The following is a 14,387-nucleotide window of genomic DNA, read 5'->3' as shown; positions in this document are numbered from 1 at the left end:
CCCCGGGCCCCCACCCCCCGTGCGGGGCCCGCCGCCGGTCACGTCGTTCGGAATTGCGTGACGAGTGGGCCGGTGCCCGCCACGACCTGGGCCGGCCGACCAGCCTGCTCGCCGCCGCCTCGCGCCGTGCCGTGCCGGTCACCGCAACCACCGACTCCCGGCGAGGGCCTTGAGGTCGGTGCGCAACTGGAGGACGCTGACGCGGGGTTCGCCCATGAAGCCGAGGTGCGGCCCTTGGTGTGCCTCTCCACCCGTCGCTCGACCTGCTCGACCTCCAGCTTGTTCCGCTCGGCGACCCGACGGACCTGGGGCTCGGCGTAGGCGGGGGAGACGTCCGGGTCGAGGCCGGAGCCGGAGGACCCGGCCGCTCTGGTCTTTGGTCTCGGAGCCGTTGGCCCCGTCGCTGAAGGCGACCGCCGTGAGCCGGTCCGGCCGGTGCGTCGCGGCGGCGGCCACGGGAGCCGACGGCGTCGGGTCGACGGTGACCGGCTCCGCGCCGAGCGGCTCGCACGGCTCCCGCAGCAACGCCTCGGAGAGCCGGATGCAGGCCTGGCCCGCGCCGAGGGTCGCGGCCGGCCGTGCCGCGCAGGTGAAACCGGCGGCCGTCCGGACACACCCAGCGGAGTGCGGAACATCCGGATCACCGCCCCCGGGCTCGTAAGCGAAGCCGTCCCCGTGTGAGCGCCTTGCGTCCGGCTCCCCGACGCCGCCTTGACGGGCACCGGCCGACTCCATACACGTCGCTGACGGCGCCCGGGCCGTTCATGTCGCCCACGCCGCCGGTCCATACCGGTGCGGCTGCACCGCGGGGCGGCGTACCAGCGGGGAGCCGACGGCACAGGAGAGGCCGGGTGCCGCCGACCGCCCCCGCTGCGGTACCCCGACATCTGGTCGATACTTCGAGTGACGGGCCTACGGGGGCCGTGCCGCCCGCCGGATACGGGAGGCGGTGGGCGAATGCATCCGAGTGACGGTGGGCGGCCCGAGCGCTCCTCGGCCTCCGGCCAGTACGGCGAGGCCGTGTTCCAGCCCGGACGGCCCGGGGAGGACGAGCGCATCGACCTCGGGGCGCTCACCTACGACGACACCACGATCGCCCGGCTGCGGGAGCTCGGCGCGGGGCCCGGCTGGAGCTGCCTCGACGTGGGCGCGGGCACCGGCAGCGTGGCCCGACGACTGCTGGGGGAGCTCGGCGTCACGAGGGTGCTGGCCGTGGACCGCGACACCCGCTTCCTCGCCGCCCACCCGCAGCCCGGCCTCGACGTCCTGGAGGCGGACCTCGCCGACCCCGGCTTCGACCCCGGACGCTTCCACCTGGTCCACGCCCGCTTCGTACTGATGCACCTGCCCGCCCGGCAGCAGCTGATGGCGCGCCTCGCGCGGCTGCTCCTGCCCGGCGGAGCACTGGTGCTCAGCGACGCGTTCGATCCGGACTCCGAGACCGCGCCGCCGAGCCCGTACACCCGGGCCGTGCAGGCCATGTGGCAGGGCCTGCACGACACGATCGGCACCGACGTCTCCTGGACGCCGCGCTACCCGCAGCTGTTGCGCGGCCTCGGTCTGGAGGCCGTGGCCGCCGAGATCCACGTACCGCCGCTCGTGCCCGGCTCCGCCATCAGCCGTTTCTGGGCGGTTACGTGGGACCGGGCGAGGGAGGCGATGACGGCGACGGGGCTGGTGGACGACGCCGACATCGACGCGGCGATCCGCTACCTCGACTCTCCCGACTGCGCCGCGCTGTCACCCGGCATGATCACGGCCTGGGGCCGTGCCGGGGGCTGAGGCCCGAGCGGCTCACGGTGCGGCATCCGCGGCCTGCCAGGCGGCGACGAGGGCACGGACCGAGGGCCACCTGCCCTCCGGCTCCGGCACGGTGGCCCGCTCGATGACCGCCAGCCGGCCCGGGGTGCCGCGCCACTGCGCCTCGGCGTCCCCTGCGTCGAGAAGCAGACGAAGCGCCCGACCGAGGTTGAACACCGTGGTCCGTACGTCGATCACCGCGCCGCGCACGAACTCCTCGGGCGCCATGTACCGCCGTGACCCGGGCAGCCGGTCGCCCTCGACGGTGAACGGTCCCGGCCGGTACTCGTCCAGATCGCACAGCACCATGCGGTGCGCGTCGAAGTCGTAGAGCAGACAGCCGTCATAGAGGTCGACCGCAACGAACCCGGCCCGCTCGACGGCAAGGTGGGCACTGAGGAGGGACGCCAGCGCCGCGTGCACCCGCGACAGCGGCAGCTTCCTGAACCGGGCCATCGGACTCCCGGGCGCCGTCCGGCCGCCCTGGCGGGACCGCGTCGGGTGGTAGAGCACCTCACCGCTCATCCACGGGTAGACCAGCGCCGGCCCCGTATCCGTCGTGAAGGAGTGCACCAGCGGCACGACCGCCGCATGGGACACGGCCCGGTGAACCGCCATCGCCCGGCGCAGCGACGAGACGGCCTGCGGCGCCGAAGCGGTCTTCACGAACCAGCGGCCACCACCGGCCGCGAGCCCGTACGAGGTGCAGCCCGAGTCCTGGTCGTCGAACGTCCGGAAAACCGTCCCCAGCCCGTCGAGCAGGGGAGCGACGGACGGGGCGTGGCGGACGTCCTGGAACGGGTGGGTGATCACTCCCCGATGGTGTCACCCCGTGCGGTGCCGGCGCAGCGCGCGCCGCGTGGGGTCCCCGACGGGCCGCCGGACGTTGGCCGACCAGACCAGCGCCGCGGCCACGGCGACCGAGACGACCGCCGTCGACATCCCGGCACGGATCCCGAAGCGCACGGTCACCGCGCCGGCCACCAGCGCCCCCAGCGGAACCCCCAGGCCTGAGGAGAGCATCCGGCGCGTGGTGTTCACCCGGCCCTGGAGCTCCGCCGGGGTGACCTCCTGCGCGTAGGTCATCGTGTTGACGAGTACCACGAGGTAGGCCGACCCCCACACCGCGAGCGCCACCACGGCCACCCGCCAGTCGTGGGCGAAGACCACGACCGGACCGAGCAGCACACCCGCCCCCAGCGCCAGGAGGAGGATGCGGGAGGCGTCGAGCCGGCGCCGGATCCCGGGCAGGAGCAGGGACCCGCCGATCCCGCCGGCGCTCCACGCCGCGTAGAGGAAGCCGATCCGCGTGTCCGCGCCGTGGATCCCCAGTCCGCGGTCCGCGTAGACGACCATCTGGCCGACGATCGCTCCGCCGGCGAAGGACTGCAACGTGCCGGCCACGGTCATGATCCGCAGCACCGGGTGCCGCCGCAGGAACCGCAGTCCCTCGCCGACGGACTCCTTGAAGCCGGGGCGGCTCCCGGCCGGAGCGCCACTGCGGGGCTTGCGGGCGACGGCCCGGACGAGGAGGGCGGAGGCGATGTAGGAGACGGCGTCGACCACGACGGAATCCGCCGGGTCCAACAGGACCAGCAGACCGCCGGCGACCGCGGTGCCGGTGATCCGGACGACGGACTCCGCGCCGTGGACCAGCCCGTTGGCCTGCGCGAGGTTCTCCTTGCCCACCGTCTCGGGAACGAACCCGTACACCCCGGCGTCGAAGAACAGCACCAGACTGGACGAAAGCAGCGCCACTGCGATCACCTGGACGCCGCCCAGCACCCCGAGGGCGGCGGCCATCGGGATGGTGGCCAGGCACACGGCGTTCAGGATGTCGGACGCCACCATGAGGCGGCGGCGGTCGACCCGGTCGGCCACCGCTCCCGCCACCAGCCCGAACAGCAGGTACGGCAGGGTGCCCGATGCGGCGACCAGGGACACCAGGAGCGGGGACCGCGTCTGCTGGTACGTCAGGACCGGAAGCACCACCGAGGTGACGGCCGAGCCCAGTGCGGAGATCGTCCTGGAAAGGAAGAAGAAACGGAAGCCCCTCAGTTTCCTGAGGGGCTGAGGGGTCGTGTTCGCGGGATCATCGGTGGTTTGCTGCGCTGAACTCGAAGGCATGGCGGGTTATAGGCAGACTCCGCCGGCCGGGTCAACCCGCGCCCGCCGCGACCGGCTTCGCGTGCCGGGACGCGGAGGTGGTGGCGAGTTCGACGCGCACGCGCACGCGTATGCGGTGCCGGGGGCGGCCCGGCGGGGGAGATGGGGGTCAGCGGGTGACGGCCCGGACCGCCTCGTGGATGAGGTCGGCGACGCGGCCGGGGTGGGCGAGCATCACGAGGTGCGAGGAGTCGACCTCGACGGTGGTCATGCCGGCCCGCCGGTAACCGTAGCGCTGGACCTCCGGGTTGATGGTGTGGTCCGCCGACGACACCAGCCCCCACGACGGCTTGGTCCGCCACGCCGCGACCGGGGCGGCCTCCGCGAACGCCTGCGCCGCCAGCGGACGCTGGGACACGGCGAGCACGGAAGCCAGGCCGGGGTCGACGTCGGCGGCGAAGACGGCGGGGAACGCGTCGGCCCGGACCGACACGTCGGTACCCGGGGTGGCCGAGCCCGCGACGGGGAACGGCGCGTAGACCAGTGCGCCCGCGAGGTCGGAATCGGGGAAGCGGCCCTGGAGTTCGCCCAGGCTCTCGCCCTCCTCCAGGGCGTAGCCGGCCAGGTAGACCAGCCCGGCGACGTTGTCCTCGGCGCCTGCGACGGTGATGACGGCGCCCCCGTAGGAGTGTCCCACCAGGACGACGGGGCCCGCTATCCGGCGGACGACCGAGGCGATGTACGCGCAGTCACCGAGCAGGCTGCGGTTGGGAACCGCCGGGGCGAGCACCTCCAGGCCGCGGGCCAGCAGCTCGGGGATGACGCGGGAGAAGGAGGACGCGTCGGCGAAGGCGCCGTGCACCAGGACGACGGTGGGCGCGGCGGCCGGGTCATGGGGGCGGTGGGGCATGGCACAACTCCTCGTGGAGGGGATCGGTCGGCGCCGGGAGCAACCGGGCGGGACCCAACCGTAGGGACGGGCGGAGGGGGCAGATTGCCCGTGAGCGCCCGCGTTCTGCTCCGTCCGTGCAGCCGGCTCCGACCCGGCGAAGTGACGCCCCCCGGCCGGAGCGTCCCGGGCGGCAGGCCGCATACTCGGTGATCGTCGTCGCGGGTGTGTGGCCGCGACGGCGGTCATGCCCGGCGCTCCGGGCCGGAAGGGTGATGGGGAAATGAAGGACACGGAACAACTGGCCGTACCGGAAGCGGTGGACAGCCCCGCTCTGCGGCCGCAGCCGAGCGGAGGCCTGGCGCAGTGGCTGCTTCGGCACCGGGTACAGCCGGTCGGGCCGGCGGCCGGAGAGGGGCACAACGAGCCGCACGCCTGGTGGAAGGTGATGTGCCTGACCGGCGTCGACTACTTCTCCAGCCTGGCCTACGTGCCGGCGATCGCCGCGCTCGCCGCAGGCGCCGTCTCACCGCTGGCCACGCTGGTGATCGTCGCGCTGACCCTCTTCGGCATGCTGCCGATGTACCGGCGGGTGACGCGCGAAAGCCCGCACGGTGCCGGCTCGGTGGCCATGCTGGAAGACCTGCTGCCCTTCTGGCGGGGCAAGTTGTTCGTGCTGGTCCTGCTGGGCTTCGTCGCGACCTCGTGGGTCATCACCATCACCCTGTCGGCGGCGGACGCCTCCGTTCACGTCGTCGAGAACCCGTTCTTCCCGCAGGCCCTGCACGGCCACGAGGTGGCCATCACCGTCGCGATGCTGCTGCTCCTCGGCGGCGTGTTCCTGCTCGGGTTCAGCGAAGCGGTCAGCGTGGCCATCCCCCTGGTCGCCGTCTTCCTGCTGCTGAACGCGGTGACCATCGGCGTCGGAGCGGTCGACGTGTTCACCACCCCCGGCGCCTGGTCGGCCTGGACGGACGCCCTCGCCGAGGGCGGAGGCGGTCTCGGCGACCTGGCGGGCCCGGCACTGCTCGCGTTCCCCCTGCTCGTCCTCGGCCTGTCCGGATTCGAGACCGGGGTGAGCATGATGCCGCTCGTCGCGGCCGAGGGCGCCGACCCCGAGGAGCACCTGCAGTCCCGGATCCGCAACACCCGCAAGCTCCTGACCACCGCGGCGCTCGTGATGAGCGTCTACCTGCTGGCCGCGAGTTTCGTCACCACGGTCCTCATCCCGCACAAGGAGTTCGAAGCCGGCGGCGCGGCGAACGGCCGTGCACTGGCCTGGCTCGCGCACGAACACGTCGGGGAGGCCTTCGGCACCGTCTACGACATCAGCACCATCCTGATCCTCTGGTTCGCGGGCGCGTCCGCGATGGCGGGCCTGATCAACATCGTGCCCCGCTACCTGCCCGACTACGGGATGGCCCCCGAATGGGGGCGCGCGGTGCGGCCCGTCGTACTCGTCTACACCGCCCTGTGCGTCGGCATCACCATCGCCTTCGACGCCGACGTCAACGCGCAGGCCGGCGCCTACGCCACCGGGATCCTCGCCATGATGGTCTCCGGCGCCTTCGCCGTCACCGTCTCGGCCCTGCGCCGCCGCCAACGCGCCACGACCGCCGGTTTCGCCGTGCTGACCGCGGTCCTGCTCTACGCGCTCGTCGCCAACATCGTCGACAAGCCCGACGGCATCACCATCTCGGGGATGTTCATCGCCGGCATCATCGTCGTGTCCCTGATCTCCCGCGTCTCGCGCACCACCGAACTGAGGGCCGACCGGATCGTCTTCGACGACGCGGCGCGCCGGTTCGTCACCGACACCCTCGCCTACGACAACGCCATCAACATCATCGCCAACCGCCGTGAGGCGGGGGACCGGGCCGAGTACGCCGGCAAGGAACTCGAACAGCGCGGCACCAACCCCGTCCCCGGACCGGCCGACGTCATCTTCCTGGAGATCGACGTCGTGGACCCCTCCGACTTCAGCGAGACCCTCACCGTCCGCGGTGTCGAGGTCGACGGCTACCGGGTCCTGCGCGCCGAAGCGCCGGCCGCGCCGAACGCCATCGCCGCGATCCTCCTCGCCCTGCGCGACACCACGGGGGTCAGGCCGCACTGCTACTTCGCCTGGGCGGAAGGCAGCCCGCTGCGGCACATGTTCCGCTACTTCCTGCTCGGCCGGGGCGACACCGCGCCCGTCACCCGCGAGATCATCCGCAAGCACGAGCCGTGCCCGGACCGGCGCCCGGGCATCCACGTCGGCGACTGAGGAAGCGGCCGGGGCGTGGCCGGTGCCCGGCCGGAGCGCTTGCGGACGCCGCCGCAGGGGCATGTCCCTTACGTCCGGGGGCGGGAGGCCGATCCGCGGACGGGATGTGAGAGGAAGGGATCGTGACCGATATCAACTCGCTGGAACCCGTGGCGACGTTCTGCGGCAAGTGTGACTGTGGCTGCCCGCAGTTGTTCGTCGACGAGTCCGCGCCCGCCGAGCGGCGCATCGTCATCACCGATGACTTCGGTCAGCGCGTGGAGATGAGCGCCGACCAGTTCGGCTCCCTGATCGAGGACGCGAAGGCGGGCAAGCTCGACGCCGCCGCCCTCGCCTGACGGCCGCCAGGGGCCGTGCCGCCCCCGCCCGGGGCGGCACGGCTTCCCCCATCGATGCCCGGACACCGGGAGGGGGCCGGTCGGGTGACCCGGCCGGCGGCAGGCGGGTGCCCCCGGGGCCCGGGTGGAATGGATCCCGGCGACGGGCGGCCGGGACCGTCCGCCGTGGCGTCCTGACCCCGGGAGGAACCCGTCATGTACGCATTCGCCGTCGAAGCCTTCGGTGAGCCACCCGCCCTGCGGGAACTGCCCGTGCCGGAGCCGGGGCCCGGCGAGGTGCTGATCAAGGTGCGGGCCGCTTCGGTCAACCCCATCGACTGGAAGGTCGCTGCGGGTGAGCTCGCCCGCCCGGGCGCCACTTTCGCCTTCCCGCTGGTCCTCGGGTTCGACGTGGCCGGCCAGGTGGCCGCGGCCGGTGACGGCGCCCCGTTCGAGGTCGGCGCGGAGGTCTTCGGCATGCGCCGCCCCGCGACCATCGCGGAGCACCCGTACGGCTCCTACGCCCCTTACATGACCGCCTCCATCGAGACCGCCGCCCTCGCCGAGCGCCCCGAGGACTTGGGCCCGGTCCCGGCGGCGGCGCTCCCCATGACCGGCGGTACCGCGCTCGCCCTCACCCGCTGGCTGGACCCCCGGGAGGGCGAATCCCTGCTCGTGGTCGGGGCGGCCGGTGGTGTCGGCTCCTACGTGGTGCAGCTGGCCGCGTCCCGCGGGGCCCGGGTGATCGCGGTCGCCGCCGGCCAGGACCACGACTACGTCCGCGGCCTCGGCGCCGCCGAGGTGATCGACTACCGCACCGCCGACGTGGCCGAGGCCGTCCGCGCGGGTCATCCCGGCGGAGTCGACGCCGCACTCGACCTGGTGGACGGCCGGGACCTGGTGGCCGGGCGGATCGCCCCGCTGCTGCGTGACGGCGGCCGGCTGGCCAGCACGCTCTTCGCCGCCGACCCGGACGCCGTGGCGGCCCGGGGCGTGCGCGCCGTCAACTTCAACTACGACGCCACCGTCTCGGACATGGAGGAACTCGCCCGGCTCGTAACTTCGGGCCGGCTCCGGGTCCCCGAGACCACCACGTACCCGTTCTCCGCGATGGGGGAGGTCTACGCCGACTCCACCGCCGGTCACGTACGGGGGAAGCTCACCGTCACCACCGAGGAGTGAATCGGCGTCCGCACGCCTCGCCGCCGGAACGGACCGCCCTCACGCGCGCAGCCAGCGGGGGCGGCCGTCTGCGGCGGCGGGCTCGGGCGCCGGCTCGGGCGCCGGCTCGGGGCGGTGGCCACGCAGGTGCAGGTCGCGGACCGTGGCCGCGGTCTCCCGCTGGAAGTGCTCCCAGGACACCAGCCGCAGCCACGTCGGATCAGGCCGGTTGGGCACGGTGGCACCGCGCGCCGCCCACTCCAGGGCGAGTTCATCGAACAGCGGGGCGGAACCGGCGGCGTGCGACGGCTGGCGGGGCACGAAAAGGCTGCGGACGCCGTCGTCCGCAGCCCGGTGCCGCGCCGAGGTGGTGGGCGTGGAGTGCGTCGTCGTCATGCCTGCGCAAACGATTCACCGGCCCGCCGGACACGCCCGCCCCGGGACCGCGGCACAGCTCCGGGACCGCGGCTCCGCCCCGGGACCGGCGGACCGCTCAGCGGCAGAGGGCCTCGATGTCCTGCACGTACGCGGGGAAGTCGGCCCGCGCGCCGAGCACGATCTCGCGGGCCGGCCGGCGCGGCGTGGTCGCGTACCGCTCGGCGAGCGAGGCGAGGACGGGGTCCGCACGGCCCGAGAGGTCGTCGTACTCCACCGCCTCCATCGGCCCGATGCCGTCCGCCAGCACCCACAGGAAGTCGGACACGCCTCCGGCCACGACACCGCACGCCCCCTCCGACCCCATGAACACCACGGGCTGCTCGACGAGGGGACGTCCGGGCCGCACGCACCACAGGGCGGCGAGCCCGCCCGTGCCGTCCTGGCCGAAGACGCGGTACGCGCCGCCGTCCAGGTCGGGGTTGCCCGTCCAGCTCCGCAGCCAGTCGGTGGTCTCCTCGGCGGAGTCGAAGGCGGCGTAGGGCTCGAAGTCGATCCCGTTGCCCTCGTCGTGGTCGAACTCCGTCGCCGCCACCTCGGCGAGGGCGGGCGGGAAACCGCGGTCGTCGTCGGTCGTCGTGGTCATCCGTGCAGGGTAACCACCGGCACCGACAGGGCCGGCGGCCTTCACGGATCCCGCAGGGCCACCGCCGCGCAGTGGCCCTCCGGGACCAGGGCGTCCGTCAGGGACCAGCCCGGCAGGCCGGCCGGCACGGGGCCCGTGCCCACGTAGTCCGCCGCCGGGTTCTCCGACAGACCCACCCCGAGCCCCTTGAGGTACGCCTCCTTGCGGGTCCACACCCTGGTGAAGGCCAGCGAGCGGTCGCCCGGCGGGAGGGCGGCCAGCTCGGCCGCCTCCCTCGGGTGCAGGACGTCGGCCGTCTCCGCGATCGACTGCGGCAGGACCAGCTCCTCCACGTCCACCCCGACGGGGGCCGTCGCGAAGGCCAGCAGGCTGATCCCCGTGCAGTGCGAGAGGGAGAAGTGCAGGGCCCCGCCCGGCAGCACGGGCCGTCCGTGCGGCTCGTCGCAGTGCGTGCAGGGCGCCCGTTCCACGACCACCTCCCGCGCCGGCATGCCCAGGTACGCGCCGAGCAGCCGGCGCAGCGCCACGTGGGCGCAGACGTAGCTGTCGCGGTCCGCCGCCCGGACGAACTCGGCCGCGCGGGCCAGCTCCTGGGCGTCGAGGGTGCCGGGCGCGTGCCGGGCCGCGTGCACCCGGTAGGCGGTGGTGTCCACGAGCCACAGCTGCGGACTCGCCGCCACCAGCACGGTCTCGGCCGGTCCCGGCCCGGGACCCGACAGCGGGGTCGGTACGAGAAGTCGAGCAGTGCCCGGTTCCATGGCAACAACCTCCTCAGGCGGCCGCGGGGACGGGGAGCTCCACCGGGGCGGGCTCCTCCTCCTCGGCGGGGTGCCGCAGCGCCAGGACGGCCGCGAGCGGCGAGACGAACGCGATGGCCCCGCACAGCAGCCAGGTGGTCTGGACACCGAGGGCCAGGGACAACGAGCTGAACACGGCGATGGAGATCGGGGCGGTGCCGATCCCGGCGAGGGAGAGCGTCGACATCGCGGCGCCCATCCGTTCCTCGGGGGCCGACTGCTGGTACAGCGTGACGATGGCCGGGCCGTTCAGGCCGGACAGCAGGCCTACCCCTGCGGCGACCGCGGTGAGGGAGGCCACGGACGGCATCAGGGCCATCACCAGGATCCCGGCGGCCAGGCCGGCACCGGTCAGGACGAGCCGTACGAACATCGGGATCCGGTGCGCCATGGCCGCGCCCACCGCGCTGGAGCCGAGGGCGCCCACGCTGAACGCGGCCAGGACCACACCCACCGCGCCGACCCCCCAGCCGCGCTCGGAGACCAGCAGCGGCAGGGCGACCTCGGCCGGCCAGCTGAACGCCATGTCCAGGCACAGGGCGGCCACGAACATCCAGCGCAGACGGGGGTGGCGGGCCAGCAGCCGGAAACCGTCTCCGGAGCGCTTGACCAGGGAGACGCCGGGCTCGGGCGCGGGCCGGACGAAGCCGTGCGTGACGTGCAGCAGGCAGCCGAGCCAGATCGCGCCGGTGACGGCTCCGACGAGCATCGCCAGCCACAGCTCCCCGACGGTGATCAGGAACGCGCCGGCCGGCGCCCCGAGGATCGGCGCGACCCGCAGCACCATGGAGTAGAGGGAGTTGGCCCGGGCGAGCTGGTCGCCGCGGGCGAACATCGGCAGCAGCACCCCGGAGGCCGGACCGGCGAGGCCGAGGAGGATCCCCTCGACGAGGGCGATCACCACGAGCGGCCACAGCTGGTGGGTCGTCGCGGTGACCACTGCCCCGGCGCCGAGGACCGCGACGCGGGCGGAGGTGGTCCGCAGCAGGACGAAGCGCGGGCCGAGGGTGTCGGCGACCGCCCCGCCGAAGATCAGCATCAGGGCCCGGGGGACGGTGGCGGCCAGGGTCAGCAGGGTGACCGCGCCGGTGCCGCCGAGCTGGACGGCGGTCCAGTTCATGGCGATGAGCAGGGCGAAGCTGCCGAGCTGGACGGCGGCCTGGCCACCGACCAGGGAGCTCACGCGGCCCCACTGGACCGTGGGGGCCGCGGTGGGTGTCTGTACGGGGGTTTCCATGGTGCACCTGTTCTCGGTGTGGGGTGGGTGAGCGGTACGGGACCACGTGCGCGGGCTGTGGCCGTGGCCCGGGTCAGCGGGCGCGGCGCAGGGCGGCGGCGACGGCGCGTTCCGCCGCCCGGGCCAGATCGGCCGGGCGGGCCCCGGCGCGGCCGCGCAGGGCGAGGTGGCCGCCGAGGTGGCCGAGCCCGGCCCGGGCCAGGGCCCGGGAAGCGGCGGCGGCGCCGGTGGCCGAGGCGGCCGTGACCCCGGGGAGGTCGGAGAGCCGGAACCGCGCCCGCACCGGGCACGGCCGGCACCCGCGAGGCCGGTTCCCGCCCGCCCCACGGCCGCGGGGCCGCCGCCCGCAGGACCGACCCCCGCCCCGCCCCGTCACGCCCGCCCCCTGACCGACGTGGCCCCGGCGGCTGCCGGCCTGACTGGCGGGGGGCGGAGCGGCGTGGTTCCCGCGGCCGGGGTCCCGGCGGTCCGGGATCCGGCCGGTGGGGTTGCGGGGGCGGGGGCTTCGAGGGGCGGGGGCGCCGGGGCCGGGGCGTTCGGCGACCACAGGTCCTCCGGGTCCAGGTCCGCGACCCGGTACTTGCCGACCGCGCTCACCAGCAGCCGGGTTTCCAGCGCCAGCGCCCGCGCCAGCCGGACCAGGCCCTCGCGCGGGTCCTCGTCGACCGCGAGCAGCGCCGCCCGTCCCAGGCCCACGGCCGTCGCCCCGAGCGCCAGCGCCCGCACCGCCCGGCCCCCTTCCCAGATCCGGCCCGTGGCGAGCAGGTCCCCGGCCGGGGGGCCGATCCGGCGCAGGCATTCCCCGAGCGGCAGGCCGACCTGGTCGAGGAAGACCCGGGGCGCCCAGCCGGTGCCGCCCTCGGCGCCGTCCACCGTCACCGCGTCGGCGCCCGCCGCCCACGCGGTGGCCGCGGCCCGCGCGATGTCCCGGCCGGGATGGAACTTCACCCAGGTGCGGGCCAGCGGAAAGTTGTTCCGCATGAACCGCAACTGCTGGCGGACGATCTCCTCGGTGAAGGTGCCCGGGGTCGCGCACCGCAGCAGCCGCCCGCGCTCGCCCAGCAGGTCCCTTACCGTGAACTGCCCGGCCAGCCGCTCGCCTTCGTCGGCGCCGACCACCGTCATCCCGCCTAGCCCCGGCTTCGCCCCCTGGCCCACCTTCAGCTCGAAGCCCAGCCGGCCGGAGTCCCGCAGCGCCCGCGTGCCCGGGTCGCTGTAGAGGAGGTTCCACACCTCCGAGTCGGCGTCCTCGGTGGACTGCTGCACCACCACCCCGCCGACGCCGTCCGCGACGCTCTCCGTGTACGCCGCGATCCGCTCCAGCAGCGCAGACCGCATGCCGTCGCCGCCGCGGGAGTACCCGTGCACCGGCACCATGTTCTCGCCGATCACCATCGGGATGCCGAGCCGCGCCGCCTGCCTGCCCGCCGCCACCCCGAGGTCTCCGCTGCCCGCGCGGGTGGATCCGAACGCCGAGAGGTAGAGCGGAAGTTCGGCCGCGAAGCCGCCGACGGTCGTGTGCAGGTCCACGTCCTCGTAGGAGGGCTCGCGGCCCAGTTCTATGAGTTTCTCCAGCCGCCGCGGCATGAACACCGGCGGTACGAGCCGCAGTTCGTCCAGCGCGTCCTCCGGTTCCCGCGCCGTGGCCCCGTACAGCCGACTGCCGTAGGAGTCCGCGGGCGGGAACACCTCGGCCGTTCCCGCCCTGGCCCGGGCCCGTACCGCCTGCTCGGGGAAGCCCGTCGCTCCCAACGCCCCGCTCACGGCGCGATCACCCCCGGCAGCTTCGGGTACGCGCTGACCTGCCACAGGGCGTCCAGCCCGGTCAGGAACCGGACCAGGCGCTGGAGGCCCATGCCGAAGCCGGCGCTGGCCTCGATGCCCTCGCGGGCGAGCTCCAGGTACCAGGCGTACTTCGCCGGGTTCTCCCCGCTCTCCCGCATCCGCGTGACGATCGCCGCGTAGTCGGATTCGCGCTCGCTGCCGCTGACCAGCTCCCCGTAGCCGCCGTGGGCGATCAGGTCGAAGTTGCGCAGCACGCCCGGGCGTTCGGGGTCCTCGCGGTCGTAGAAGCCGCGCGAACCCTTCGGGTAGTCGTCGATGAAGAACGGACGGTCGGCCTCCAGCGAGAGCACCTTCTCGCCCGCCCAGTCGATCTCGGCGTCGGGGTTCTGCGGGTGGCCCCGGCCGAGCAGCCGGGCCACGGCCTCCTCGTGGGTGCAGGAGTCGAACTTGCCCTGCCGCAGTTCGGCGAAGTCCAGCTCGTCGCGGCCCAGTCCGCGCAGTACGTCCGGTACCGCCGTCCACACGTGGTCCACCACGCGGGTCAGCAGCCGCGCCGCGATCTCCTGGACCTGGTGGCGCGTGGCCCCGGCCACCTCCACGTCGATCTGGTGGAACTCCACCAGGTGACGCCCGGTGGAAGCCGTCTCCGGCGGCTCCACGCGGACGTTCGGCGCGATGTAGAACAGCCGCGGGAACCCCCTCAGCGATGCCTGCTTGTAGAGGATCGCGCTGGTCATCAGTTTGTACGGCTCGCCGTAGTAGTCGACGTCCAGGGCCTTGGCGCCGCGCCCGCCCGGGTCCGTGACCGGGCCGACCAGCGGCGGCAGCAGTTCCACGAAGCCCTCGCCGCGCAGGAACTCCCGCGCCGCGTACAGGGCTTCCTGCTGCACCAGCATCGCGGAGCGCAGCTGTGGCGAGCGCAGGTGCTCACCGAGCGGGGGAGGGGTCTGGATCTCCATGTCGACTCCTGTCGAAATCGGGTGCGTTGGGGTGTCGAAGGGTGGGAAG

14 protein-coding genes and 1 pseudogene are annotated in these 14,387 nt (G+C 74.1%); 4 read left to right on the top strand and 11 right to left on the bottom strand.

The annotated features are described in order from the left end of the window. Positions 1 to 138: 138 nt before the first annotated feature. A pseudogene (locus IE207_RS15420) lies at positions 139 to 368 on the bottom strand (potassium-transporting ATPase subunit C); the annotation flags it as partial. 589 nt (positions 369 to 957) lie between these two features. On the opposite strand from IE207_RS15420, the gene IE207_RS15415 reads away from it, so the two are divergent. Continuing rightward, positions 958 to 1,782 carry a class I SAM-dependent methyltransferase gene (locus IE207_RS15415; RefSeq protein WP_190184777.1) on the top strand — a complete coding sequence of 275 codons (825 nt, stop codon included), beginning with the start codon at positions 958 to 960 and terminating at the stop codon, positions 1,780 to 1,782. A gap of 12 nt (positions 1,783 to 1,794) precedes the next feature. Here IE207_RS15415 and IE207_RS15410 read toward each other — a convergent pair whose 3' ends face one another. The 3 genes from IE207_RS15410 to IE207_RS15400 all read right to left on the bottom strand — a co-directional run bounded on the left by IE207_RS15410 (position 1,795) and on the right by IE207_RS15400 (position 4,816). Next, positions 1,795 to 2,613, bottom strand: coding sequence for a protein kinase family protein (locus tag IE207_RS15410; RefSeq protein WP_229873757.1), 819 nt, complete (start codon positions 2,611 to 2,613; stop codon positions 1,795 to 1,797). A gap of 12 nt (positions 2,614 to 2,625) precedes the next feature. After that, positions 2,626 to 3,927 (bottom strand): MFS transporter, encoded by a 1,302-nt coding sequence (locus IE207_RS15405; protein WP_190184776.1) that lies wholly within the window; start codon positions 3,925 to 3,927, stop codon positions 2,626 to 2,628. 148 nt (positions 3,928 to 4,075) lie between these two features. Continuing rightward, positions 4,076 to 4,816, bottom strand: a complete 741-nt coding sequence (locus IE207_RS15400; RefSeq protein ID WP_190184775.1) for an alpha/beta fold hydrolase — start codon at positions 4,814 to 4,816, stop codon at positions 4,076 to 4,078. 262 nt (positions 4,817 to 5,078) lie between these two features. Here IE207_RS15400 and IE207_RS15395 point away from each other — a divergent pair, with 262 nt between their 5' ends. The 3 genes from IE207_RS15395 to IE207_RS15385 all read left to right on the top strand — a co-directional run bounded on the left by IE207_RS15395 (position 5,079) and on the right by IE207_RS15385 (position 8,560). Continuing rightward, entirely contained in the window at positions 5,079 to 7,061 is a 1,983-nt protein-coding gene (locus tag IE207_RS15395) for an APC family permease (protein ID WP_190184774.1), read from the top strand. Positions 7,062 to 7,183: 122 nt separating this feature from the next. After that, positions 7,184 to 7,399, top strand: a complete 216-nt coding sequence (locus IE207_RS15390; RefSeq protein WP_190184773.1) for a hypothetical protein — start codon at positions 7,184 to 7,186, stop codon at positions 7,397 to 7,399. 195 nt (positions 7,400 to 7,594) lie between these two features. Beyond that, positions 7,595 to 8,560, top strand: coding sequence for an NADP-dependent oxidoreductase (locus IE207_RS15385; RefSeq protein ID WP_190184772.1), 966 nt, complete (start codon positions 7,595 to 7,597; stop codon positions 8,558 to 8,560). A 39-nt stretch (positions 8,561 to 8,599) separates the two neighbouring features. Here the strand turns inward: IE207_RS15385 and IE207_RS15380 are convergent, their stop codons facing one another. The 7 genes from IE207_RS15380 to IE207_RS15350 all read right to left on the bottom strand — a co-directional run bounded on the left by IE207_RS15380 (position 8,600) and on the right by IE207_RS15350 (position 14,338). Continuing rightward, positions 8,600 to 8,935, bottom strand: coding sequence for a hypothetical protein (locus IE207_RS15380; RefSeq protein WP_190184771.1), 336 nt, complete (start codon positions 8,933 to 8,935; stop codon positions 8,600 to 8,602). A gap of 97 nt (positions 8,936 to 9,032) precedes the next feature. Continuing rightward, positions 9,033 to 9,560 carry an SMI1/KNR4 family protein gene (locus IE207_RS15375; protein WP_190184770.1) on the bottom strand — a complete coding sequence of 176 codons (528 nt, stop codon included), beginning with the start codon at positions 9,558 to 9,560 and terminating at the stop codon, positions 9,033 to 9,035. A gap of 41 nt (positions 9,561 to 9,601) precedes the next feature. Next, positions 9,602 to 10,318 carry a 4'-phosphopantetheinyl transferase family protein gene (locus IE207_RS15370; RefSeq protein WP_190184769.1) on the bottom strand — a complete coding sequence of 239 codons (717 nt, stop codon included), beginning with the start codon at positions 10,316 to 10,318 and terminating at the stop codon, positions 9,602 to 9,604. A 13-nt stretch (positions 10,319 to 10,331) separates the two neighbouring features. Beyond that, entirely contained in the window at positions 10,332 to 11,594 is a 1,263-nt protein-coding gene (locus IE207_RS15365) for an MFS transporter (protein WP_190184768.1), read from the bottom strand. A gap of 73 nt (positions 11,595 to 11,667) precedes the next feature. Continuing rightward, complete coding sequence (locus IE207_RS15360) at positions 11,668 to 11,877, bottom strand: hypothetical protein (protein ID WP_190184767.1); 210 nt, start codon at positions 11,875 to 11,877, stop codon at positions 11,668 to 11,670. An 89-nt stretch (positions 11,878 to 11,966) separates the two neighbouring features. Continuing rightward, positions 11,967 to 13,358, bottom strand: coding sequence for a glutamate synthase-related protein (locus IE207_RS15355; RefSeq protein WP_190184766.1), 1,392 nt, complete (start codon positions 13,356 to 13,358; stop codon positions 11,967 to 11,969). Continuing rightward, complete coding sequence (locus IE207_RS15350) at positions 13,355 to 14,338, bottom strand: asparagine synthetase A (protein WP_190184765.1); 984 nt, start codon at positions 14,336 to 14,338, stop codon at positions 13,355 to 13,357. Before IE207_RS15350 ends, IE207_RS15355 begins: the two co-directional genes overlap by 4 nt. Between the last annotated feature and the right edge of the window lie 49 nt (positions 14,339 to 14,387).

It is taken from the genome of Streptomyces cirratus, from assembly GCF_014650775.1.
GTDB lineage: Bacteria > Actinomycetota > Actinomycetes > Streptomycetales > Streptomycetaceae > Streptomyces > Streptomyces cirratus.
Note: the sequence above shows the minus strand (reverse complement) of the source record. Positions and strands in the feature narration are given on the sequence as shown.

Bases quoted from the DNA above. Each gene is read 5' to 3' on its own strand.
- IE207_RS15350 (WP_190184765.1), bottom strand. From the start codon at position 14,338: ATGGAGATCCAGACCCCTCCCCCGCTCGGTGAGCACCTGCGCTCGCCA.
- IE207_RS15405 (WP_190184776.1), bottom strand. From the start codon at position 3,927: ATGCCTTCGAGTTCAGCGCAGCAAACCACCGATGATCCCGCGAACACG.
- IE207_RS15385 (WP_190184772.1), top strand. From the start codon at position 7,595: ATGTACGCATTCGCCGTCGAAGCCTTCGGTGAGCCACCCGCCCTGCGG.
- IE207_RS15400 (WP_190184775.1), bottom strand. From the start codon at position 4,816: ATGCCCCACCGCCCCCATGACCCGGCCGCCGCGCCCACCGTCGTCCTG.
- IE207_RS15395 (WP_190184774.1), top strand. From the start codon at position 5,079: ATGAAGGACACGGAACAACTGGCCGTACCGGAAGCGGTGGACAGCCCC.
- IE207_RS15380 (WP_190184771.1), bottom strand. From the start codon at position 8,935: ATGACGACGACGCACTCCACGCCCACCACCTCGGCGCGGCACCGGGCT.
- IE207_RS15370 (WP_190184769.1), bottom strand. From the start codon at position 10,318: ATGGAACCGGGCACTGCTCGACTTCTCGTACCGACCCCGCTGTCGGGT.
- IE207_RS15415 (WP_190184777.1), top strand. From the start codon at position 958: ATGCATCCGAGTGACGGTGGGCGGCCCGAGCGCTCCTCGGCCTCCGGC.
- IE207_RS15375 (WP_190184770.1), bottom strand. From the start codon at position 9,560: ATGACCACGACGACCGACGACGACCGCGGTTTCCCGCCCGCCCTCGCC.
- IE207_RS15365 (WP_190184768.1), bottom strand. From the start codon at position 11,594: ATGGAAACCCCCGTACAGACACCCACCGCGGCCCCCACGGTCCAGTGG.